The organism is Clostridium sp. (assembly GCF_016650095.1).
Lineage (GTDB): Bacteria > Bacillota > Clostridia > Clostridiales > Clostridiaceae > Clostridium_AD.
This window is the reverse complement of sequence record NZ_JAENWL010000014.1, coordinates 1-23460: the sequence shown is the minus strand read 5'-3', so window position 1 is coordinate 23460 and position 23460 is coordinate 1. Positions and strand designations below refer to the sequence as shown.

Here is a 23460-nt window from a genome sequence, read left to right as displayed (position 1 = left end):
TGTACACATCATAGTAGTTACCTTTTTTTTCAAGGAGAGTTTTATGATTTCCTAGCTCAATTATGTGACCATTCTCGAGGAAGAGTATTATATCAGCATTTTTAACTGCAGAAATTCTATGTGCAATTATAAATGTAGTTACCTTCTTATTTCTATGATGAAGATTTTTCAGAAGATTATATTCAGTTTCCATATCCAGGGATGATGTGGCATCATCGAGTATTAAAATGCTAGAATCCTGAACTAGTGCTCTTGCAATAGAAAGTCTTTGTTTTTGACCGCCTGAAAGTCCCATTCCTCTTTCTCCAATAATTGTATTATAACCATCGATGAAATTGTCAATGAATTCGTCTGCACAGGCATCCGTGCAAGCTTTTTTTATTTCCAGAAGAGAGGCTTCAAGCTTTCCAAAACGTACATTTTCGTAAATGCTCTCTGAAAACAAGAAAGTATCTTGCGCAACTATAGATATTTTGCTTCTCAAATCACGTATACATATATCGCGTATATCATTACCATCAACAGTAATTGAACCTTTTAAGATATCATAATATCTCCCTATAAGATTTATAAGAGAGCTTTTACCAGAACCAGTTGAGCCCATTATTGCAACAGTGCTTCCTGCAGGTATATCTAAATTTATATTTTCCAGAATATAATTTTCATTATATGTAAAAGACACATTCTCAAACTTTATATCGCCCTTAATTATAGGCATTCGTATAGCGTCATATTTATCTATGATTTCTGGTTCAACGTCCATGATATTAAAGATTTTTTTAGCGGATGTATTAGCTTGAGTTATGATATTTGTAAGCCAACCGATCATTCTCATAGGCCAAATTAACATCCACACATATTGGCTAAAGGCTACGAGTTCACCAATAGATAGGCTTTTATCAATTACAAGCACTCCACCAACACAGACTACGACTAGAACAGAGATGTTACATAAAAACTCTATCATAGGAAAGTGTTTGCTCCATATCTTAGCTTGTTTCATATTAAGATTATAATTTGTTTTGTTATGATTTAAAAACTTTAATTTTTCATGGCTTTCTCTCGCGAAAGCTTTTACAAGTCGTGCCCCAGCAATATTTTCTTGGGCTGTAGTATTTAGAACTGCATTATGATCACTTATTTCGTCATAAGCCTTTCCAACTTCTTTTTCAAGTTTCATTGCTATATAGCCAATAAGAGGCATAGTTATAAGAGTTACAAGGGCAAGTTTTGTGTTTATACGGAATATAAGTATAGATGCAACTACAAAATAGAGCATCTGTTCTATAGCAAGCCCTATTCCAAAAGAAATGGATTTCCATACGTTATCAACGTCAGAACCCATTCTTGACATAAGTTCACCTGTGTTCATACTATCAAAATATTTAAAAGACAAACTTTGAATATGATCAAATAGATCTCTTTTTAAATCTATGCTTACTCTAGAAGATAAGTAATCTAATGTAAAATCTTTAATATATCCAAGTATCGACCTAGTAATAGTAATTCCAGCAAGGGACATTAATACAGTTGTTAAAAGATCAAATTCTTTATTGCGGAGTACTTTATCAATCAAAATCTCTACTAAATAAGGATTAAACATATCTAGTGCGACGCTGATTAACAATGCAAGAGAAGGTATAATAATAAAGAGTTTGTATTTAGTAATATATTTTATAATTCGTTTCATTAAAATGTCGCCCCCTAAAAGGTTGAAGTATTATTAAAAAGCCATGGGAATTTCCATGGCTTTTCAATAATTAATCTTATGTTAAATAAAAATGCACACATATTATAAATTATTTTAAGTACATTTCACCTATTTTAAATACATCTCCTGCACCCATTGTAATAAGCATATTTCCTTCTTTTAGATTATTTTTAAGATAATCCACAATTTCATCAAAACTATGAAGGTTTACGCAATCTACATTTTTCGATCGTATTCTATCCCCAAGCATATTTGAACTTATTACTCCAGTATCCTTTTCTCTGGCAGCATAAATATCTGCGAGGATTAGATTATCCATATCATAAAAAGAATCTGAAAAATCTTCAAATAAACTTAAAGTTCTTGAATAAGTATGGGGTTGAAAAACACAATAAATTTTATTGTGAGGATAATTTTTTGCAGCACTTAGAGTTGCTTTAATTTCTGTAGGATGATGAGCATAATCGTCAATTACAGTTACACCATTTTTAGTTCCTTTTAGCTCAAATCTTCTATGTGTACCTCTAAAGCTAGAAAGGCCTGAAATGATTGAGCTTTCAGAAAAATTAAGGCATAGGGAAGTACCAATACTTGCAAGAGCATTTAGAACATTATGCATGCCTGGTACATTAAGATTTATTTGAAATAGTTTGTGAGCATCTCTGTATACATCAAAGGTGGCACAACCTGACTCGCTATAGATAATGTCTTTAGCTTGAAGCATTCCTTCTTTTAAACCATAAGTAAGTATATTACATTTATAAGTATAGTTTTGTAGAATAGTTTTAACATTCACATCATCTATATTCGCAATTAAATAGCCTTCTTTAGGTATAAGATCAATAAATTTTTTAAAGGTATCTTTAATGTGATTTATATCTCTATAGTAATCTAGGTGATCTGCGTCTATATTTACTATTGTTCCTACAGTGGGAAAGAACTTTAAAAATGATGCCCTGTACTCACAGGCTTCTGTAATAAAATAGTCGCCATTTCCAGCTAAAACATTACCGGAAATAGCATCTAATTCTCCACCAACTAGTATGGTAGGGTCCACATCCTCTTGCAAAACAATGTGAGCTATCATAGAAGTCGTAGTAGTTTTACCGTGTGTACCTGATACAGCAACATTATACTTATGACCTTTCATAATGTGACCTAAAAATTCAGCTCTATCCATTAAAGAGATATTTAATTCCATAGCTTTAATGTATTCAGGGTTATCTTGCGAAATAGCAGCAGTGTATACAACTAAATCTGCATCCTTTATGTTATCGCCATTATGGCCTATATAAATTTCAGCACCTTTTTCTTTAAGTTTGTTTGTTATAGGTGATAACCGCATATCAGACCCCGAAACCTTATAGCCATTTTTTATAAGTATTTCAGCAAGACCACTCATGCTTATACCGCCAATACCAATGAAATGAATTTTTTTGTTTTTATCTCTTATAAAATCAAAAGACATTATATCAACTCCTTAAAATGATTACGCATATTTAGTATATGCGACTTAGTTAGTATGGATTATAACTAATTCTTGATTATATAACCTTTCTTAATTATATACAATATTCAATAAAAACAATACATATATAGAACAATATTTTTAAAAGAGGCCTTTTATGAAATTTTAAAGCTTAAAAACTCGTAATAAACTATTTCGTGTAAATAAATTTCATGTTTCTAACTTAATTAGATAAACATTGTAATTAAGCTAAAAAAGATTTACAATAAAAATACGAATGATAGTAAAAATTTATCCGTTTAAATTCGTAAAAAAAAGATATAGGTGATATATTATGAATAAATATAGTAGAAATCAAAGAGTTGCAGGCATTACAAAAATATTAACAGAAAATCCTAATAAGACTATTAACTTAAAAAACTTTACAGAATTATTTAATGCAGCTAAATCCACAATTAGCGAAGACATTGTTATTGTTCGCGAAACACTAAGCGCGTTATCTATGGGAAAAGTGGAAACAGTTGCAGGCGCGGCTGGCGGAGTAAGATTTATTTGTGGAATATCTGAGCAGGAAAGTAGAATATTTGCAGATGAGTTATGTGTTATTTTAAGACAGAAGGACAGGGTAATACCAGGAAATTTTATATATATGACTGATATTATGTATAATCCAGAGATAGTGCATAAGGCAGGAGTAATACTTGCATCCTCTTTTAACGAGCTCGCCATAGATTATGTGGTAACAGTCGAGACTAAAGGAATACCGCTTGCGTATGAAGTGGCAAAAATGCTAGGAGTTCAATTAGTTATAGTAAGGCGAGACCCTAAGGTTACTGAGGGCAGTACCGTTAGTATCAATTATGTATCCGGTTCTAGTAATAGAATTCAAACTATGTCTTTATCGAGAAAGTCCATAAAAAAACAGAGTAAATGTATTTTTATAGATGACTTTATGAAAGCTGGAGGTACTGCAAGAGGCATAATTAATTTGCTTGAAGAGTTTGAAAGTGAACTCTTAGGAATTGGGGTTCTCATTGATAATATTGAAAGCGGGCATAAATTAATAGATGAATACATATCAATTATTGAGTTTAAAGGAATAAGTGAGGAAGGTAAATCCAAGTTAACTCCATCGAAGAACTTCGAAAAAGTGTAATATTCAAAATATTTAATATTTTTTTACCATTTAAGAAGGAAAAATGTAAGTTATAGAGAAATAGTATATTAATAACGCAGGTTGGAGGTGGAGTGTATGGAAATCACAGACGTTAGAATTAGGAAAATAGCTACAGAGGGTAAAATGAAAGCTATTGTATCAATAACTTTTGACAATGAATTTGTTGTTCATGATATTAAAGTTATTGAAGGACAAAGTGGACTTTTTATTGCTATGCCGAGTAGGAAAACTCCAGATGGAGAATTCAAGGATATAGCACACCCTATAAATACTCAAACAAGAGAGAAGATTCAAACAGCTATCTTAAATGAGTATGAAAAAGTAAGAAGTGAAGAACCAGTAGCAAAAGTGATAGCAAAAGTAGAAGAAAAAGTAGAAGAAGTAGAAGAAGTAGAAGAAGAAAAAGTAGAAGTATAAAAAGAGGGGGGGAACCTCTTTTTATTTTTTTGTTATAAAAACAATTAAAAACGCCCAAGGCTGGTTGCAATTAAATGGTATATAAAATATAATATAAGGTGTATACTAATTGAAGAAAATGTAACATATAATATGTAAATACGTCGAATTATTGTATAAAGAGGTGTTTTATTTGTATAAATGTTCTATAATATTAGCTGCTGGAGAAGGGAAAAGAATGAACTCTAATACTCCCAAGGTTCTACATAAGGTTTGTGGAAAAGAAATGATAAACCATGTTATTGACACTATGCGAAATGCAGAAATTGAAATGGTTAATGTGGTAATTGGAAGAGGAGCTGAAGAGGTTAAAAAAGGGACAGCAGATAGAAATATTAGTTATTCTGTTCAGGAAAAACAGTTAGGGACGGGACATGCAGTAATGTGTGCAAGAGAATTTTTAAGTGGTAATGAAGGTACGGTAGCAATATTTGTTGGCGATGGTCCACTAATTACTGAATACACAGTTAGGGAAATGCTAGATTATCATGAAAAAGGTAATTTTAAAGCTACTGTATTAACTTCAAGGATGGAGGACCCTGCAAAGTATGGCAGAATAATTAGAGATGAAAATGGTGAGGTTAAAAAAATAGTTGAATTTAAGGACTGTAACGAAACTGAAATGTTAGTTAAAGAAATAAATTCAGGAATGTATTGTTTTAATATAGAAGAACTACTTAATGCTTTAGATAAATTAAATAATAATAATGCACAAAAGGAATACTATTTAACAGATGTAATCGGTATATTAAAAAATCAAGGATTTAAGGTTGGTGCTTTTAATGTACCAGTTGAAGAAATTATTGCTGTTAATTCTAAGGTAGAGCTTGCAGATGTTGAATTAATTATGAGAACAAGAATAAATAAAAAGCATATGGAAAATGGGGTCACGATAATGGATCCTAGTAGTACATACATTGATTCGGAAGTTGTAATAGGGAAAGATACTATTATATATCCAGGAAATATACTGCAGGGTAAGTCTATTATTAAAGAAGACTGTATTCTTTATCAAAATAATAGAATTGCTGATAGTATTCTTCAAAATGGAGTTTCAGTTCAAAGTTCTGTGGTAATTGAGAGTCAAATAGGTGAGGGAACTACGGTGGGACCTTTTGCATACATTAGACCAGAAAGTAACATAGGTAAACATGCTAGAATAGGAGATTTTGTTGAAATTAAAAAATCGACTATTGGAGATAATACAAAGGTATCGCATCTCACTTATATTGGTGATGCTGAGGTTGGAAGTGGATGTAATTTTGGTTGTGGAACTGTGGTTGTAAATTATGATGGTAAAATGAAGTATAAAACTATAATAGGTAATAATGTTTTTATAGGTTGCAACACTAATTTAGTAGCGCCTGTAACAGTTAACGATAATGCATATACTGCTGCTGGTTCTACAATTACATATGAAGTGCCTAAGAATGCTTTGGCAATAGCAAGAGCAAGGCAGAAGAATCTTGAAAGTTGGGTAATAAAAAAAGGGCTTAACAAAAAAAAATAGCAAAAGTTAATATTCAGAAAGTAATTTAAAAAGGGAGGTGGAAAACTGATTTTTGTAGTAGATGGGAATATAAAAACTATGAGAGATTTTGATGAGAGCAGATTAATCTTAGTAGTTGAATCCTGTGATGCTACCGTTCTATCTAGAAGGTAGAATGAAAATTCACAAATTGTATTAAAATATAATTTATATGAATTTTAAAAATCAGGACTAAGTATGATAAATCATGGCAAAAATATTAAAATTTTCACAGGTAACTCAAATCCTAAATTAGCAAAAGATATAGCGGACATACTAGGACTAAAAATTGGAGATTCACAAGTAGGAACTTTTAGTGATGGAGAAATATCTGTTAATATACACGAAACTGTTAGGGGCGCAGATGTATTTGTGGTTCAATCAACTAATGCTCCAGTAAACGACAACCTAATGGAATTACTTATTATGATTGATGCATTTAAGAGAGCTTCAGCAGGTAGAATAACTGCTGTTATACCATACTATGGATATGCAAGGCAGGATAGAAAAGCAAAAGCTAGAGACCCAATCACAGCTAAACTTGTGGCAGATATTATAACAACTGCAGGAGCAGATCGAGTGCTTACTATGGATTTACATGCAGCTCAAATACAAGGGTATTTTAATATTCCTGTTGATAATATGACGGGAACGCCTATACTTGCCAAATATTACATAGAGCATGGATTTAAAGATAGAGATGATGTAGTTGTAGTTGCACCAGATCTTGGAAGCGTTGCAAGGTCGAGAAAATTTGCAGATAAGTTACATGCACCTATTGCTATTATCGATAAGAGAAGACCAAAGGCTAATGTTGCAGAGATTATGAATGTCATTGGTGATATTAAAGGGAAAACAGTTATCATGATGGACGATATGATAGATACTGCAGGTACAATAACTAATGGGGCTAATGCTTTAGTAAAACTCGGAGCAAGAGATGTTTATGCTTGTTGTAGTCATGGAGTACTATCAGGGCCAGCTATTCAAAGAATAAATGATTCAGTAATAAAAGAATTAATAATATTAAACACCATTGACGTGACAGAGAATAAGCAATGCTCAAAATTTACTACATTATCTGTAGCACCAATTTTGGCTGAGGCTATAAAGAGGATATATGAGGATATTTCTGTAAGCAAGTTATTTGAGGAAGAACCAAATTTATAAATTCATGTTTTAAAATAGTGATGCGCAATTATTTGTATAAGTGCGCATCACTATTTTTTTATAATCTGAAATTATATATAATAAATAAAATTTGTTATTTATTAATGCTATTTATATAATAGTGAGATAATGATTATAATATATAAGAATCATATATGCATTATGTAAAATATGTAAAATAACTATCATAAGCGGTGAATAATTTGTAACATTTTCAAAAAAACTAAACAGTTAACATAAAAGTATGATAAATTAGTGATAAGGTATATTAGCAAGTTCTTTTTAAAAATAGACTAGTATATTGATTAGTTATTTTAAAAATATTCACAATATTCAAAAATGATGGTTGAAAATAACAGATGAAAATGATTGAGATAAAAAATAGAATAAATAATTTGGAGGTACAGAAATGGAAGGAACTATAGGGAAAATACTAATAGTTGATGATGATAAAAATATTGCTGAGGTAATTAAGATGTATCTTGAAAATTCAGGATATGCAACAAAAGTAGCACATGATGGCAGAGCTGCACAGGAAGCTTTTTCAAGTTACAAACCAGATTTGGTGCTTTTAGATATAATGTTGCCTTATATTGATGGAATCGATGTTCTAAAATGGATAAGAAAAGAACACGAAACGCCGGTTATTATGCTTACAGCTAAAGGGGAAACCTTTGATAAGGTATTAGGGCTAGAACTCGGAGCGGATGATTATGTAGTAAAACCATTTGAGCCAAAAGAAATAATTGCAAGAGTAAAAGCTGTGCTTAGGCGTTATAATTTAGATAATGGTGGTAAAGAAGTATTGAATTTTGAGGATTTAGAAATTGATATCAATTCTTATAATGTTACATATAAAGGCGCGGAAGTAAAAATGCCACCTAAAGAATTTGAATTAGTTCATTATTTAGCTCTTAATAAGAATAGGGTTTTTACTAGGCAGCAGTTGTTATGTGAGGTTTGGGGATACGATTATCCAGGAGACTCTAGAACAGTTGATGTGCATGTTAAAAGGGTAAGAGAAAAGCTTCAAGGAGGACCAAATTGGCAAATTGAGACCGTATGGGGAGTAGGATATAAATTTGAGGTGAAATAAATGGTTAAAAAAGGGCTATTTTTTAAGATGCTAGCCACTTATACAATTATAATATCTATGAGTTTAATAATTATTGCATCTTTTTTGTCTTACTGGTTCCAAAATTATTTTTTCGAACAGCGGAAAGTACAATTTTTGGATAAGGCATCTATAATACAAGGATTAGCTATGAGTTATTTGGCTAATGATGTTACTTCGCAGCAAGTAAATTATACATTAATGATAATTGGTGAGTACATAAAATCAGATATTTGGCTTACCGATAGCTACGGTAGAGTTTATGCTGTATCAAATAAAGACCATAAGGAGTTTATTGGAAAACAGGTTTTTGTTAAGGAACTAGAGCAGCTTAGACTTGGGAACACGTTTGAGGTCACAGGGCCTTATGCTGGAATATTTGATAAACCTGTAAGGGTATATGGTACTCCCATAATGACTGAGGATGACAGCTTTAAGGGCTCTATAATATTATATAATTCCATTGAAGAATTAAGTCAATCTTTAAGACGAGTTTATGAAATAATTTGGATATCTTCAATTTTTGCAATAATATTTTCTTGTATAGTTATATATTATTTTTCTCAAAAAATTATAATAAGCCCCTTAGCAGAAATTAATGCAGTAGCCAGAAAAATATCTAATGGAGATGTAGATAAGAGGGTTTATTTGAAATCCAACGATGAAATTGGAGAGCTAGCTCAATCCTTTAACTTTATGGCGGATTCCATAGAAAAAAACGAGAAAAATAGACGAGAATTCATATCGAATGTATCCCATGAGATTAGATCTCCTATAACCTCAATTAAGGGGTTTATTAGTGGAATACTAGATGGGGTGATTCCAAAGGAAAAGGAGAAATATTACCTATCAATTGCTTATGAAGAAATTCAAAGATTAACTAGACTTGTAAATGACTTACTAGATATGTCTGCAATTGAAGCAGGGGAGTTTAGTTTAAGAATTATGGAAGTAGATATTAATGAGATAATTAGGCTTACAGTTATAAATTATGAAACAAAAATAAAAGAAAAAAGAGCATCTGTAGATGTATACTTTGATGAGGATAATTTATTTGTAGCGGGAGACAGGGATAGGTTAGTTCAAGTGATTACAAATTTATTAGATAATTCAATAAAATATGTAGATGCCGGTGGCAAAATAAAGATTAGCTCAAAAATTAAAGGAAAGAAAGTCTTCATATCTGTGTTTAATGATGGCCCCAAAATAGCGGAAGAAGATTTATTGCATATTTGGGATAGATTTTATAAAGCAGATAAAGCGAGAACAGCAAAAGATAGCACTGGACTTGGATTATCTATAGTGAGGAATATAATAACTCAATTGCAGGAGGATATATGGGTTGAAAATAAGGATAATGGAGTTTATTTTACATTCACATTAACGAAAGTAAAATAGTTTAATAAAAAATATAACAGTTTGGTTTTTGAAATTAAATATAAAGTACAATAATTAAGGTATATAATCAAAAGGAGGTGATGCTATGGGTAATAATAGTAAATATGAACCTGAAGAAATAAGAGATGCTATGTGGAAGAATGCAGAGCGAGGTCAAGACTTCTTTGGCGAAATTAAATTTAGAAAAAATAATAAGAAAAAATATTTCAAAGCATTTTTAAAAGTATTTAGTTTTATATTAATAGCATCACTTACTGGGGGAATTACAGCTCAGTATGTAATTAATAAAGATAAAGCACAAAAGGATTTTACTGGTGCTTTAAATTCTAGCGTTTTAGAAAACAATAATATTTCACAAGTTGCCCGAAAGGTAGCACCTGCGGTAGTTGGCATAAGTAACAAAGCGGGAGAACTGTGGGATACATCCGAAGGAAGTGGTTCGGGAATTATATTCAAAAGCGATGGATTTATTATTACAAATTATCATGTAGTTGAAGGTACAACAGAAATAAAAGTAAAACTGAGTAATGATAACGTATTGAAAGCAGTTGTAGTAGGGACGGATGCTAGATCGGATTTGGCAATTATAAAAGTTGAAGCTACCAATCTTCCTATTGTAAAATTTGGTGATTCATCAAAGGTAAAGGTTGGAGATTTAGCTATTGCTATTGGCAATCCACTAGGAGATCAGTTTTCAGGAGTTGTAACCGCAGGTATCATAAGTTCTCTGGATAGAAGAATTAATATAGTTGATAAAAAAACTGGGGAACAAACTATAAATAAAGTAATACAAACTGATGCAGCTATAAATTCAGGAAATAGTGGTGGAGCATTATGCAATAGCTCTGGAGAAATTATCGGAATAAATAGTTGGGGAGTTAATTCGGCAAGTGAAACTTACGGAATGGGTTTTGCTATAAACATAAATGAAGCCAAATCAATTATTGATGATTTAATGAATTATGGTAAAGTCTTTAGACCGGCTATAGGCATTTATGGAGCAGTTGCGATTTCGGAAGGTAAAGATGGTGTAGAGGGAGTATACGTACAGGAGGTTGTTCGTGGAAGTGGAGCATATGTAGCTGGGATTATGCCTACTGATATTATAATTCAAATAGGTGATGCTAAGGTTAAAAATATGGAAGAGCTAAGTAATATCTTGGAGAAGTACGAGGTTGGAGGTCGTGTATCCTGTAGGATTTGGAGAAACGGAGAAATTAAAGATATTAGCATAACTCTCTCAGAATTAAAAACTAACTAAAGCGGATTAAAATACTTTTTTAGTATAGTATTATAAATAAGAGAAAAAATAATTATGTGACATACATATGGTTAAACATAATAATATTTGGAGGTAATAATGTACTTGGTAGTTGGACTAGGAAATCCCGGAGATGAATATAGACATACAAGACATAATGTAGGATTTGATGTAATTGATTTAATGGCCGATAAGTATAATGTCCACGTTAATAGGATAAAATTTAAAGGTGTGTATGGAGAAGTTAATATAACAGGGGAAAAAGTTATTCTTTTAAAACCTAGTACATATATGAATTTAAGTGGCGAGTCTGTACGCGAAGCAGCTTCATTTTATAAGATTCCTAATGAGAATATCATCATAATTCATGATGATATTAGTTTGGATGCAGGTAAATTAAGAATACGAAGCAAAGGTAGCGCTGGCGGACATAATGGTTTAAAAAGCATTATTGAGAGTTTGTCGTCTGACATCTTTGTCAGAATAAAAATAGGCGTAGGACAACCAGAAAGGTCGCTAATACCTCATGTTTTAGGAAGGTTTTCAAAAGAAGACAGAGTACTCGTGGAAAAGATTTTTGAAGCTACTATAAAAGCTGCCCAAACTATAATAGCGGAAGGATGCACTGAGGCAATGAACCAGTTTAATGGGTTTAATGCTTAAGGCACATTGAAGTAAATAATAAGTCAGTATGCGAGCCTATCCTAGGCTAGTTTATTTTGCGTCATACTTCTTATTTATTTTCATGCGCCAAAATAAAATTATTGTTATTAAATAATCTATATATTCATGCAGTGAGTGAGAGGTGTTAACATGCGACTGAGTGGGCTTATGAAGCCTTTGAAAGATAGTAATCAATTTAAAGAAATAGTAAAAAATATAGATAAAAAAGTATACCCAATTGGTGTATATGGGCTTTCTGAATCAGCTAAGAACTATTTAGTGAATGGTGTATACGAGCAATTAGATAAATCACTATTAATTTTAACACATAGTGATGTAGAGGCTAAAAATATTTATGAGGATTTATCTTTTTATGCAAATGATGTATATTATTTCCCAACGAGAGAAGTAGTTTTTTATAATGCTGATGCTATATCTGGAGATCTTCGATGGGAAAGACTTAAAGTAATGAAAAAGATTACTGAAAAAGGGAAAAAAATAATAATTACTTGTATTGAAGCTTTGGCGGCGACATATATACCTATAGATTTGTTCCGAAAATATATTTTTAAATTATCGGTAGGAAGCACATTGAATCTAAATGACTTTTCAGAAAAATTAATACAGTGTGGGTATGAAAGAGTAAATATAGTCGATACTAAAGGTCAATTTTCTATAAGGGGAGGAATCATAGATTTATATCCCCCTATTTCTGCGCTACCATTTAGAATAGAACTCTTTGATGAAGAAATAGATTCTATAAGGACATTCAATAGTGAAACTCAGAGGAGTATTGATAAGGTCAATGAAGTAGATATATTTCCAGCAAAGGAAATAATACTATCTGAGGAAAGTATGAAAAGTGGGTATAACAAAATAAAGCAAGATTTAGGCAATGTAGTAGGTAGCTTTCGTAAAAAAAAGGATAAAGAAATTATAGAAAGGATAACTTCATTAGTTAATGTTAATTTAGAGGCGCTTAAAGAAACTTGGAGCTTTGAAGCTATTGATAGTTATATGCCTTATTTTTATGATAATACATCTACTTTTTTAGATTATATGAAGGACTCATTTATAGTAGTTGATGATGCACAAAGATGTCTAGGAAAACTAGATAGTGTGTATTTTGAGTTTGAAGAAAATTATGAGAATCTTTTAAGACGAGGCAGTATACTTCCAAGGCAAGCAGAAGTTTTAATTAATAAGGAGCATATATATGAGGATTTAGATCTTAGGGAAGTTATGACAATAAACTCTATTGCGAAAACTACAACGGTGCTTAAGCCTAGGTCAATAATATCTTTTTCACAAATTACCGTTTATGATTATCATGGCCAATTAGATATGCTTATTGATGATATAAAGGATAAAAAAGATAAAGGTTACAAAACTGTAATTCTTTCTGGTACAAGAACTAGAGGGGAAAGACTTATAGATACGCTGAGGGATAGAGGTATTGAAAGTGTCTATAAAGACAGTGTTTCCAAAATAGAGCTTGGAGAAGTGGTTGTAACCTTTGGTAATCAATTAAAGGGGTTTGAATATCCGCAGCTGAAATTATGCGTTATATCAGATAAAGAGGTTTTCGGACAATCAAAGAGAAAAGTCACTAGTCGTTCTAATAAAAAGGGAGTAAGTAAAATTAAAAGCTTTACAGAACTTAAATTAGGAGACTATGTTGTTCATGTAAATCATGGTATAGGTGTGTATAAAGGAATTAAACAATTAGAGGTTTACGGCCATAAAAGGGATTACTTGGAACTAGGCTATAATTCTTGTGATACTCTTTATGTTCCTGTTGAGCAATTAGATTTAGTACAAAAATATATCGGAAGTGAAGGAAAGGCTCCAAAGATTAGCAAACTGGGTGGAGTAGAATGGATTAAAGCTAAAAATAAGGTTAAGAATTCTATTGCAGATATTGCAGAGGAACTGGTAAAGCTTTATGCAGCAAGGGCAACACTTAAGGGCTATAGATATAGCAAGGATACCGTTTGGCAAAAACAATTTGAAGAAGAATTCCCATTTGAAGAAACCCCAGATCAAATAATAGCAATTGAAGATATTAAGAAAGATATGGAATCGGATAAACCAATGGATAGATTGATATGTGGGGACGTTGGATATGGTAAAACAGAAGTAGCCATTAGGGCGGCTTTTAAAGCGGTTATGGATGGCAAACAAGTGGCATTCTTAGTGCCGACTACAATACTCGCAGAACAACATTATAAAAATCTTACAAAAAGATTTTCTGATTTCCCAGTAAAGGTTGAAATGGTAAGTAGATTTAGAACCCCAGCGGAGCAGAAAGTTGTTCTTAAGGCTACAAAAGAAGGAAATGTGGATATATTAATAGGAACGCACAGAATAATTCAGCAGGATGTAAAATTTAAAGACTTAGGGGTATTAGTTATAGATGAGGAACAACGATTTGGTGTTACTCACAAAGAAAAGATAAAGAGTATAAGAAAGAATGTAGATGTAATTACTCTGACAGCTACGCCAATCCCAAGAACCTTGCACATGTCGCTTACTGGGGTGAGAGACATAAGTGTAATTGAAACGCCACCAGAGGAGCGTTATCCAATACAAACATATGTGGTGGAGTTTAATGATCAACTAATAAGGGATGCAATACTCAGAGAACTAAATAGAGATGGCCAAGTTTTTTTTGTGTATAATAGAGTAGAAACTATCAAAGAAATGGCAGCGTATATAGGTAAGCTAGTCCCAGAAGCTAGAGTATGTATTGGCCATGGGCAAATGACAGAAAGAGAATTAGAATCTGTTATGATAGATTTTATGGAGAAGAAGTATGATATATTAATGTGCACTACTATCATTGAGACAGGAATAGACATCCAAAATACAAATACTATAATAATTTATGAAGCAGATAAGATGGGACTTTCTCAGCTTTATCAATTAAGAGGTAGAGTCGGACGGTCGAATAGAATAGCTTATGCATATCTTACTTATAAAAAAGATAAGATACTAACTGAAGTGGCTGAAAAGAGACTTAAAGCAATTAAGGATTTTACGGAACTTGGGTCAGGCTTTAAGATTGCAATGAGGGATCTTGAAATTCGGGGTGCTGGGAATATGATGGGCGCAGCTCAACATGGTCATATGGCTGCGGTAGGTTATGATTTATATTGTAGGATGCTCGAAGATACAGTGAAGAATATAAGAGGAGACGTAGAAAAGGAATCAATTGAGACTTCTGTGGAAATTAAAATAGACGCATATATTCCTAGCACTTATATAGAGGATGAGTCGCAAAAAATTGAAATTTATAAAAAAATTGCAGCTATCGAATCGCACGAAGATATGTTAGATATACAAGAGGAAATAGAAGATAGGTTTTCAGATATACCATCCTGCGTTGCCAATCTTATGGATATTGCTTATTTACGATGTATTTCAGGACATGTGGGAATAATAGAAATAAAAGAGGCAGCGGAGGAGATAATACTACAATTTGATAGTAGTGATAGAATAAATCAACAATTAGTTAAAGTCTTGATTAGTAAGTATAATAAGAGTATAGTATTTAAATTAGGGAACAAGCCAGCATTTGCTTATAAATTTAAAAAATTAAAAAAAGAAGAGATACTTGCAAATCTCATAGAGATTGTGAACCAAATAAAAAGTATAGTTGATATAAAATAAATTTGTGTTAAAATTAATGAGTATCGTAACATAACTTAAAATGGCGATATTACATAATGAATGGAGGAAGTAAAATGAAAAACGTAAAAAAAATAATTAGTGCTGCGTTGATAACTATATTTGCTACATCTTTAGTTGGATGTAATATGATTGAAAAAACACCTGAAGGTATTGCTAAAAGTGTAGTAGCAAAGGTTTATGATGCTAAAATAACTAGAGGACAGGTGGACGAACAATTAGTAGGCCTTATTGAGCAACTTAAAACGCAGTATGGTGATAACTATCAAACTAATGCTGAGGCTATGGCATCATTAGATTCTAATAAGACGCAAGCGTTAGAAGGCTTAATCAATGAAGTAATTGTAAATCAAAAAGCTAAAGATTTAAAAGTAGTGCCTACCGAAGCTAAATTAACTGAGGAAATTAACAAGCAATTAGCAGAAATCAAAAAAAGTTTAAAAACAGACGCGGCGTATAAGGAAGCACTAGCCGGAGCAAGCCTTACGGAAGCAACATTAAAAGAAAGAATAAGACCAAGTGTTATTCAAGAGGCATTAAGTGCTGAAGTTACAAAAGATGTTAAAGTTACTGAGGCACAGGAAAAAACATATTATGATGCTAATTTAACACAGTTTACAGAGGGTACAGTTCATTTAGCTCATATTTTAGTTGCAACAGAAGCAGATGCAGTGGCTGTTAAGAAACGTTTAGATGCTGGCGAAGATTTCGCAAAGGTAGCAAAAGAAAAAAGTACAGATACGGGATCTAAGGACGCAGGTGGAGATTTAGGAACCTTAGATTTCAGTGATACTTCAATGGATCCGACATTTATGGCAGCGGGTCTTAAGTTAGAGTCAGGTAAAATTTCAGATCCTGTTCAAACCCAATTTGGATATCATATAATAAAATCTATTGAAAAAAAATCGTCTCCTGCAAAGAAATTTGAAACTGTTAAGGCAGAAATAGAAACAACGCTTATAGCACAGGAAAAACAAAAGGCATGGACGGCAGCTATGACAAAATGGACAACAGAAGCTAAAATAACAAAATACGAAAAAAATCTAAAATAATAAATATTTACATTAATAATATTATAAAGAATACCTTTAACATAGAGGTATTCTTTATTTTTTTATTTTATGGGGCTAAGCTGATATTATAAATTTTGTTTAGCAGTATTTAGCAAAAGCAATGTTTTTACAGAGGAATTCTTGTCAAATAAGGATGCAGTTACAGGAATATAAATATTTCTTTTTTAAATTAAAATTAAACATATACAAATGTGCATAAAATTTCAAGTTTAGAAAGATAATAATAGTGCTAGTATATTATATAAGATTTTATATAAGGAGGAATTATTTAAATGAAAGCAACTGGGATAGTAAGACGTATAGATGATTTAGGAAGAGTTGTTATACCTAAGGAGATAAGGAGGACTCTTCGAATACGAGAAGGAGATCCATTAGAAATATTTACTGACAGAGAAGGTGGGGTTATTTTAAAAAAATACTCACCTATAGGTGAATTAAGTGAATTTTCTAGAGAATATGCTGATTCATTACAACAAACTATAGGAAACGTAATAATCATATGCGATAAAGATAATATAATATCTGTAAGTGGTTGTCCTAAAAAAGAGTATGTTGATAAAAAAGTTAGTATTGAATTAGAAAAAGTGATGGAAGCTAGAAAAGCGATTGTCTTAGGCGAAGGTTCAGAAAAAGTTATTGCATTGTATGACGATGAAATGGAAAATAAATACCATGCCCAAGTAATTGCCCCTATAATAACAGAAGGAGATGCAATTGGAGCAGTACTAATAATATCTACAGAGACAGAAATTAAATTTGGCAATTTAGAATTAAAGCTAGCTGAAACTGCAGCATCTTTTTTAGGAAAACAAATGGAACAATAAATATAAAAACCTAAAAAGTATATATTACTGAGCGAAATGAAACACATTTCCAGTAATATATACTTTTATTTTTTTGTATATGAGTAATAATAAGCCCTTAAATTAAATAATTATAATCATAGAATGTATTTCTTACTCACACCACAGGAATACAAGGAGGTTATTATGAAGAAACATTCATTGATAAAAGGGACTATTATACTTGGGCTTGCAGCAATATTTGCGAGATTTTTGGGCTTGTTTTTTAGAATTCCAATGCAGGCACTTATAAAAGATGAGGGTATGGGATACTACCAAATGTCTTATCCACTTTACATGACCTTTGTAGCAGTAGCATCTGGTGTACCAATAGCTATGTCTAAACTTATTGCTGAGATGAGGGCTAAAAATGATCAGGATGGAATTTATCAGGTCTTAAGACAAACGCTTATTTTAATGCTTATTTTAGGCTCGGTAGTTACTACACTTATGCTAACGTTTGCAAGGCCTATTATATCAATGCTGAAATGGGATCCTAAATCATATTATGCGTTTTCTGTAATTGCTATAGCTCCAATATTTGTTTCGGTTATGTGTACCTTTAGGGGCTTTTTTCAAGGGCTACAGAATGTTAGACCTACTGCTATTTCACAAATAGTGGAACAAATTGGAAGAGTTGTGGCTGGAGTTTTATTCGCATATTTATTGTTCCCAAAGGGAATTGAGTATGCGGCTGGAGGAGCGGCATTTGGGACCCTAGTTGGTGCAGCTATGGGAAGTATATATTTAGTTTTAACTTATTTTAAGGTGAAAAAAGAGCTACCAGTAAGAAGAGTATCAAAGCATAAGTATATTTTAACTGATTTAGGTAAAGCTGCATTGCCAATATCTCTTGGCGCTGCAGTTGGAACTATTATGTCATTAATAGATTCTATTTTAGTACCACAGCAACTTCTAAAAGGCGGATTCTCGCAATTGCAATCAGCCGTGATGTATGGCCAATTGACTGGAAAGGTGTTTACCTTGATGAATGTACCTTTGGCTCTCTCTGTGGCACTATGTGCATCTCTAGTGCCAATAATTGCTGAAGCGTTTTATTTAGGGAGAAGAAGGGAGCTCATTAAAAGGGTAGATATGGCTTTGAAATTATCTAATGTTATTTCGATACCATCTTCTTTAGGATTGTTTTTTATGGCTTATCCTATAATGCATTTGGTTTTTCTGAAAGACGCAGCAGGATATGAGATTTTGCAATATATATCACTTTGCATACCTTTTATAGTTTTGACTCAAACAAGCACAGCAATACTCCAAAGTGTAGGCAGTTATATGAAGCCTGTATACAATTTGGCAATAGGTTGCATCGTAAAGGTTATTCTAACATATATATTAGTTTCGGTTCCATTTGTAAACATATACGGCGCAGTTATAGGAACCATTTTAGGATATATTACAAGTTGCTTACTAAATATGCATGACTTAAAGAAAGATTTAAATATAAAGATCAATATTGTGGATGCTTTTATAAAACCAACTATTGCTGCTATTATAATGATAATTGCTGTTGTATTTAGTAACGCAAGTGTCTATAATTATACAATGAGCAGAGGATTATCTTGTGTAATATCAATATTAATAGGTATTATCGTTTATTTAATATTCATTCTTTTGCTTAGAGTATTTGAATATGAGGAAATTAAAAAGAAACTTTCAAGGAGAAAATAAAACAAAGGAGTGGAAGCTAATGATTAAAGTAGTGGGACTAGGTCCTGGGTCAATAGAATCACTAACTATAGGAACATTAGAAATTCTTAAAGGTGTTGAAAAAATTTATTTAAGAACAGAAAAGCATCCTACTGTGGATTACCTAAAATCCATATCGATTCAATTTGAAACCTATGATAATAAATATGAAGAGTGTAACAATTTTGATGATGTGTACAGGGCTATTGCAGAAGATCTTACCCAAAAGCATGAGATATATGGAGATATTGTTTATGGAGTTCCAGGTCATCCTCTTGTTGCAGAAACTTCTGTTAAACTTTTAATGGAGTTATGCATAAAAAAGAAAATTAATATAGAAATTTTCCCTGCAGTTAGTTTTATAGACGCAGTTATTCAAAGTTTAAAATTAGATCCAATTGAGGGACTTAAAATTATAGATGCATTTGACATGAAAAATCAAGTCTTAGATAAAAGAGTAGGTCTTTTAATAACTCAAGTTTACAATGAATTTATAGCGGCCGACGTAAAACTTGCCTTACTAGAGTATTATAAAGATGATATGGAGATTTATTTTGTTAGAGCAGCTGGTGTAAAAGGGCTTGAAAGTACTAGAAAAATTAATTTATATGAACTAGATAGGCAAAAGGATATCGACTACCTAACCTCAATATATATACCAAAAGAACTTGATGCAACAAAAGATTTTTATGATTTAATTCAAGTTATGGATACACTAAGAGCTGAAAATGGGTGTGCTTGGGATAGGCAGCAAACCCATGAATCTTTGAAAAAATGTCTTATTGAGGAATGTTATGAGGTATTGGAAGCCATCGACGAAAAGGACGAAGATAATATTATTGAGGAATTAGGGGATGTACTTCTTCAGGTGATATTTCATGCTCAAATAGGGAAAGAAGAGGGATATTTTAATATAAATGATGTTATTCGCGGCATTACAAATAAAATGATAAATAGGCATCCTCATATTTTTAAAAATATAGAAAATAAGAATTGCGAGGAAGTTTTAGAAACTTGGGAAAATATTAAAAGTGAAGAAAAAGGGTTTAATAGTTATACGGATTCTTTAAAACATGTTCCAAAAAACTTGCCAGGGTTAATGAGAGCGGATAAGGTTCAAAGAAAAGCAGCAAAAGTAGGTTTTGATTGGGGCTGTGTTGAACCTGCCATGGAAAAAGTGTTAGAAGAATTACAGGAAGTAAAAGATGTATATAAAGGCAATAATAGGGCAAAAATAATAGAAGAAGTGGGAGATTTGGTATTTTCTACTGTAAATGTTGCCAGATTACTTGACATAGACCCTGAATTTGCAGTAAATTATACTATAGATAAATTTATCAATCGCTTTCAGTACATAGAAGAAAATGCAAGAGATAGAGAGTTGGATTTAAAGAGAATGTCACTTGCTGAAATGGACGTATTATGGAACGAATCTAAAAAGTGATAAATTTATTTATAAAATAAAAACTAGCCCAAAAGAAGGAATTTCGAAAGCAGTGAAGAATATGCTATTTAATAGCGTACTCACTATCGAGCAGTGTACTCAATAATAAGGAGGTAACAAAAGTGAATAAATCAGAATTAATAACAAGTATTGCAGAAAAATCTAAGCTAACAAAAAAAGATGCAGAAGCAGCTCTAAAAGGAATTATAGAAAGTATTGAAGAAACATTAGAAAAAGGTGAAAAAGTTCAATTGGTTGGATTCGGAACTTTCGAAACAAGAGCAAGAGCAGCTAGAATGGGTAGAAATCCAAGAACGAAAGAAGAAATTCAAATTGCAGCATCAACTGTTCCAGTATTTAAAGCTGGTAAAGAATTTAAAGATATAGTAAATAAATAATTTTACTATGATGTGGAAAACCTGGATATATATCTAGGTTTTCTTATTTTAAAAATTTAATTTAAAGAAATGGTTAAAACAATAAAATCTTAAAAGAAGGGGGAGTGTAAATGAGGTTAGATAAATATTTAAAGGTGTCAAGAATTATCAAGCGGAGAACTATAGCAAAAGAAGCATGTGCGAGTGGTAGGGTTTCTATAAATGGTAAAGTGGCAAAAGCAGGGACTGTGATATCAGAAGGTGATGCTATAGAAATCCAATTTGCAAATCAAATTTTAAAAGCTGAAATTATTAACATTGCAGAACATGTGACAAAAGAGAGTGCAAAAGAAATGTATAAAATAATTTCAGGAATAGAAGACAAAGAATAATTGTTGCAAAATATAATTCTTAATTAAGTTTAATAAGCATATATATTTTATATGAATATATTGGTATGTGATTAATTGAGAATTGAGAATAGGAGTAGCTTCTTAATTCCCAATTTTTATTATTAAAATTAATAAGGGGGATATTATGGAAGCAAAGAAAGAAATAAAAATAGAAGATAAGAGAAGTATTTTAATGCTTGAAAACAGAAAAAAATTAACTATTAATGGGGTTATTGAGGTTATAAATTTTAATGAAAATCAAATATTCTTAAATACAGATGTTGGGACAATGATAGTAAAAGGACAAGAACTAAAGATGAATAAGTTAGATGTTCAAAATGGAGACGTGGTAATAACTGGAAAAGTGGATTCTTTTGTGTATACTAGTGACACAAGCAAGGCTAAAAAAGATAGTATAATATCAAGATTGTTTAGGTAAGAGAGTTATGATAATTTCTTTGATGAATCAAGTTAAACTTCTAATTTTTGGTTTGCTATCAGGAATGATAACTGGAGTGTTTTTTGATATATATAGATTGATAAGGGGATTTCAAAATCCTAACAAGATTTTAACAATAATACAGGATTTACTATTTTGGACATTAACTTCTATAGTTGTTTTCATATTTTTGATGTATACTAGTGAAGGATACATAAACTTTTATGTTTATTTGTGTTTAATAATAGGAGTATACGTATATTTAAAACTCATAAGTAGAACGTTTATAAAGGTTCAATATAAATCCTTAAAATTCAATGGGAAAGTTTTTAGAGTCATACTGAATACTATTTTATATCCAGTAGATTTAGTGTTATATAAGCTTAAAATAAAAAAAAAGATTAAATTATAAAGAAATAGCTTGAAGAAATGTGAAATACAAATTAAAATAGATTTATGAAGCACAAAGGGTACTCATTCCATTGAAAGGAAAAGGGTATGAGATATGAAAAAAAAAGTTAGTATCAAAGGTGTCATATTGGTTTTTGTTCTGGTATACGTAGGTTATGTTTTAATGGAACAACAGGCAACCATGGGTAGACAAAAGAAAGAGTTACAAAAGTATAATGTTGAATTACAGAAGAAAAAGGATGAAAAGAAAATATTACAGGATGAAGTAGAGTTATCTAAAACTGACAAATATATTGAGAAACTGGCAAGAGAAATTTTAGGTCTTGTTAAAGAAGGTGAAACTCCTGTTATGGATAATAGAAACTAAATGCTATAATTATTGTTATGCTTATTATTAAATTAATATAGAAATAAAAACTTATTTTTGAGGAGGAGTCTTTTTAATATGACCTTAATGGCTGGTAGCATTGTAGAAGGTAAAGTAGTAAATATCACCAATTTTGGTGCGTTCGTAGAAGTGGAGGGTAAGACAGGATTAGTGCATATATCTGAGGTTTCAGATACGTTCGTTAAAAATGTTAATGATCATCTTAAAGAAAGCGATATAGTAAAAGTTAAAGTAATTTCTGTGGATGATAATGGTAAAATAAGTTTATCCATAAAACAAGCTGGAGTACCTAAAAAGTCAATTAAACCAATGGAAATAGATTGGGAAAAGGAAAAAAGCAAAGCAAATGCAAGTGGGTTTGAAGATATAATGTCTAAATTTCTAAAAGACAGTGAAGAAAGATTTCAAGATGTTAAAAAACATCAAGAGGGAAAAGGCAGAGGGTACAGTAAAAAAACTTCAAGTTATTAGTTGGATTAGTAGGAACTAAGTATTTAGTTCCTATTTTAAAAAAGTTATTGACAATAGTTTGCACGTCATATATAATAAAGCATGTCGCCAAGAGGTAATATGTATATATTGGCAGGGAGTAGTAAGTATTGTAAGCAAGTGAGCTGGAGTGGCGGAACTGGCAGACGCACAGGACTTAAAATCCTGCGGTGGTTAAACACCGTACCGGTTCGATTCCGGTCTTCAGCACCAAATATCGCGGGATGGAGCAGTTGGTAGCTCGTCGGGCTCATAACCCGAAGGT

The 23460-nt window shown here is 31.7% G+C and carries 21 protein-coding genes and 1 tRNA gene; 20 read left to right on the top strand and 2 right to left on the bottom strand.

What is annotated here, in order from left to right:
• Both JJE11_RS02120 and murC read right to left on the bottom strand, forming a co-directional pair.
• Window positions 1–1690 (bottom strand): ABC transporter ATP-binding protein (locus tag JJE11_RS02120; RefSeq protein ID WP_291632598.1); only part of this gene is annotated, 1690 nt, incomplete at its 3' end.
• 109 nt (window positions 1691–1799) lie between these two features.
• On the bottom strand, window positions 1800–3179 hold the full coding sequence (murC, locus tag JJE11_RS02115; RefSeq protein WP_291632597.1) for a UDP-N-acetylmuramate--L-alanine ligase: 1380 nt from the start codon (window positions 3177–3179) through the stop codon (window positions 1800–1802).
• Window positions 3180–3513: 334 nt separating this feature from the next.
• Between murC and purR the strand changes: the two genes are divergently transcribed.
• The 20 genes from purR (at window position 3514) to JJE11_RS02015 (ending at window position 23408) form a co-directional block, all read left to right on the top strand.
• On the top strand, window positions 3514–4335 hold the full coding sequence (gene purR / locus JJE11_RS02110) for a pur operon repressor (RefSeq protein ID WP_291632596.1): 822 nt from the start codon (window positions 3514–3516) through the stop codon (window positions 4333–4335).
• A 96-nt stretch (window positions 4336–4431) separates the two neighbouring features.
• Window positions 4432–4773: a septation regulator SpoVG gene (gene spoVG, locus JJE11_RS02105; RefSeq protein ID WP_291632595.1), complete on the top strand. Its 342-nt coding sequence runs from the start codon at window positions 4432–4434 to the stop codon at window positions 4771–4773.
• A gap of 172 nt (window positions 4774–4945) precedes the next feature.
• Window positions 4946–6322 carry a bifunctional UDP-N-acetylglucosamine diphosphorylase/glucosamine-1-phosphate N-acetyltransferase GlmU gene (gene glmU / locus JJE11_RS02100; protein WP_291632594.1) on the top strand — a complete coding sequence of 459 codons (1377 nt, stop codon included), beginning with the start codon at window positions 4946–4948 and terminating at the stop codon, window positions 6320–6322.
• A gap of 216 nt (window positions 6323–6538) precedes the next feature.
• On the top strand, window positions 6539–7510 hold the full coding sequence (locus JJE11_RS02095) for a ribose-phosphate pyrophosphokinase (protein WP_291632593.1): 972 nt from the start codon (window positions 6539–6541) through the stop codon (window positions 7508–7510).
• A 409-nt stretch (window positions 7511–7919) separates the two neighbouring features.
• Window positions 7920–8606 carry a response regulator transcription factor gene (locus JJE11_RS02090; RefSeq protein ID WP_291632592.1) on the top strand — a complete coding sequence of 229 codons (687 nt, stop codon included), beginning with the start codon at window positions 7920–7922 and terminating at the stop codon, window positions 8604–8606.
• A complete protein-coding gene (locus tag JJE11_RS02085; RefSeq protein ID WP_291632591.1) occupies window positions 8607–10022 on the top strand; it encodes a HAMP domain-containing sensor histidine kinase in 1416 nt (471 codons plus the stop codon). It abuts the gene before it with no gap.
• 85 nt (window positions 10023–10107) lie between these two features.
• Window positions 10108–11283, top strand: a complete 1176-nt coding sequence (locus tag JJE11_RS02080) for a trypsin-like peptidase domain-containing protein (RefSeq protein ID WP_291632590.1) — start codon at window positions 10108–10110, stop codon at window positions 11281–11283.
• Between the two features lie 99 nt (window positions 11284–11382).
• Window positions 11383–11946: an aminoacyl-tRNA hydrolase gene (pth, locus tag JJE11_RS02075; protein ID WP_291632589.1), complete on the top strand. Its 564-nt coding sequence runs from the start codon at window positions 11383–11385 to the stop codon at window positions 11944–11946.
• A gap of 150 nt (window positions 11947–12096) precedes the next feature.
• Window positions 12097–15618 carry a transcription-repair coupling factor gene (gene mfd, locus JJE11_RS02070; RefSeq protein ID WP_291632588.1) on the top strand — a complete coding sequence of 1174 codons (3522 nt, stop codon included), beginning with the start codon at window positions 12097–12099 and terminating at the stop codon, window positions 15616–15618.
• Between the two features lie 74 nt (window positions 15619–15692).
• Window positions 15693–16688, top strand: coding sequence for a peptidylprolyl isomerase (locus JJE11_RS02065; RefSeq protein ID WP_291632587.1), 996 nt, complete (start codon window positions 15693–15695; stop codon window positions 16686–16688).
• Between the two features lie 293 nt (window positions 16689–16981).
• A complete protein-coding gene (spoVT, locus tag JJE11_RS02060; RefSeq protein WP_291632586.1) occupies window positions 16982–17533 on the top strand; it encodes a stage V sporulation protein T in 552 nt (183 codons plus the stop codon).
• Between the two features lie 165 nt (window positions 17534–17698).
• Window positions 17699–19237: a polysaccharide biosynthesis protein gene (locus JJE11_RS02055; protein WP_291632585.1), complete on the top strand. Its 1539-nt coding sequence runs from the start codon at window positions 17699–17701 to the stop codon at window positions 19235–19237.
• 19 nt (window positions 19238–19256) lie between these two features.
• Complete coding sequence (mazG, locus tag JJE11_RS02050) at window positions 19257–20699, top strand: nucleoside triphosphate pyrophosphohydrolase (protein WP_291632584.1); 1443 nt, start codon at window positions 19257–19259, stop codon at window positions 20697–20699.
• A 122-nt stretch (window positions 20700–20821) separates the two neighbouring features.
• Entirely contained in the window at window positions 20822–21097 is a 276-nt protein-coding gene (locus tag JJE11_RS02045) for an HU family DNA-binding protein (RefSeq protein ID WP_291632583.1), read from the top strand.
• 110 nt (window positions 21098–21207) lie between these two features.
• Window positions 21208–21468, top strand: coding sequence for an RNA-binding S4 domain-containing protein (locus JJE11_RS02040; RefSeq protein WP_291632582.1), 261 nt, complete (start codon window positions 21208–21210; stop codon window positions 21466–21468).
• A gap of 145 nt (window positions 21469–21613) precedes the next feature.
• Window positions 21614–21907 (top strand): sporulation protein YabP, encoded by a 294-nt coding sequence (gene yabP / locus JJE11_RS02035; protein WP_291632581.1) that lies wholly within the window; start codon window positions 21614–21616, stop codon window positions 21905–21907.
• Window positions 21908–21914: 7 nt separating this feature from the next.
• A complete protein-coding gene (gene yabQ / locus JJE11_RS02030; RefSeq protein ID WP_366927901.1) occupies window positions 21915–22319 on the top strand; it encodes a spore cortex biosynthesis protein YabQ in 405 nt (134 codons plus the stop codon).
• A 93-nt stretch (window positions 22320–22412) separates the two neighbouring features.
• The gene (locus JJE11_RS02025) at window positions 22413–22685 is read left to right on the top strand and encodes a septum formation initiator family protein (RefSeq protein WP_291632580.1); all 273 of its coding nucleotides are present in this window, start codon (window positions 22413–22415) and stop codon (window positions 22683–22685) included.
• Window positions 22686–22763: 78 nt separating this feature from the next.
• The gene (locus JJE11_RS02020) at window positions 22764–23177 is read left to right on the top strand and encodes a S1 domain-containing RNA-binding protein (protein ID WP_291632579.1); all 414 of its coding nucleotides are present in this window, start codon (window positions 22764–22766) and stop codon (window positions 23175–23177) included.
• 142 nt (window positions 23178–23319) lie between these two features.
• A tRNA-Leu gene (locus JJE11_RS02015) sits at window positions 23320–23408 on the top strand.
• The last annotated feature ends 52 nt before the right edge of the window (window positions 23409–23460 follow it).

Coding starts and splice junctions, on each gene's coding strand:
- murC (WP_291632597.1), bottom strand. CDS start 3,179: ATGTCTTTTGATTTTATAAGAGATAAAAACAAAAAAATTCATTTCATT.
- purR (WP_291632596.1), top strand. CDS start 3,514: ATGAATAAATATAGTAGAAATCAAAGAGTTGCAGGCATTACAAAAATA.
- spoVG (WP_291632595.1), top strand. CDS start 4,432: ATGGAAATCACAGACGTTAGAATTAGGAAAATAGCTACAGAGGGTAAA.
- JJE11_RS02095 (WP_291632593.1), top strand. CDS start 6,539: ATGATAAATCATGGCAAAAATATTAAAATTTTCACAGGTAACTCAAAT.
- JJE11_RS02090 (WP_291632592.1), top strand. CDS start 7,920: ATGGAAGGAACTATAGGGAAAATACTAATAGTTGATGATGATAAAAAT.
- JJE11_RS02085 (WP_291632591.1), top strand. CDS start 8,607: ATGGTTAAAAAAGGGCTATTTTTTAAGATGCTAGCCACTTATACAATT.
- JJE11_RS02080 (WP_291632590.1), top strand. CDS start 10,108: ATGGGTAATAATAGTAAATATGAACCTGAAGAAATAAGAGATGCTATG.
- pth (WP_291632589.1), top strand. CDS start 11,383: ATGTACTTGGTAGTTGGACTAGGAAATCCCGGAGATGAATATAGACAT.
- mfd (WP_291632588.1), top strand. CDS start 12,097: ATGCGACTGAGTGGGCTTATGAAGCCTTTGAAAGATAGTAATCAATTT.
- JJE11_RS02065 (WP_291632587.1), top strand. CDS start 15,693: ATGAAAAACGTAAAAAAAATAATTAGTGCTGCGTTGATAACTATATTT.
- spoVT (WP_291632586.1), top strand. CDS start 16,982: ATGAAAGCAACTGGGATAGTAAGACGTATAGATGATTTAGGAAGAGTT.
- JJE11_RS02055 (WP_291632585.1), top strand. CDS start 17,699: ATGAAGAAACATTCATTGATAAAAGGGACTATTATACTTGGGCTTGCA.
- mazG (WP_291632584.1), top strand. CDS start 19,257: ATGATTAAAGTAGTGGGACTAGGTCCTGGGTCAATAGAATCACTAACT.
- JJE11_RS02040 (WP_291632582.1), top strand. CDS start 21,208: ATGAGGTTAGATAAATATTTAAAGGTGTCAAGAATTATCAAGCGGAGA.
- yabP (WP_291632581.1), top strand. CDS start 21,614: ATGGAAGCAAAGAAAGAAATAAAAATAGAAGATAAGAGAAGTATTTTA.
- yabQ (WP_366927901.1), top strand. CDS start 21,915: ATGATAATTTCTTTGATGAATCAAGTTAAACTTCTAATTTTTGGTTTG.
- JJE11_RS02025 (WP_291632580.1), top strand. CDS start 22,413: ATGAAAAAAAAAGTTAGTATCAAAGGTGTCATATTGGTTTTTGTTCTG.
- JJE11_RS02020 (WP_291632579.1), top strand. CDS start 22,764: ATGACCTTAATGGCTGGTAGCATTGTAGAAGGTAAAGTAGTAAATATC.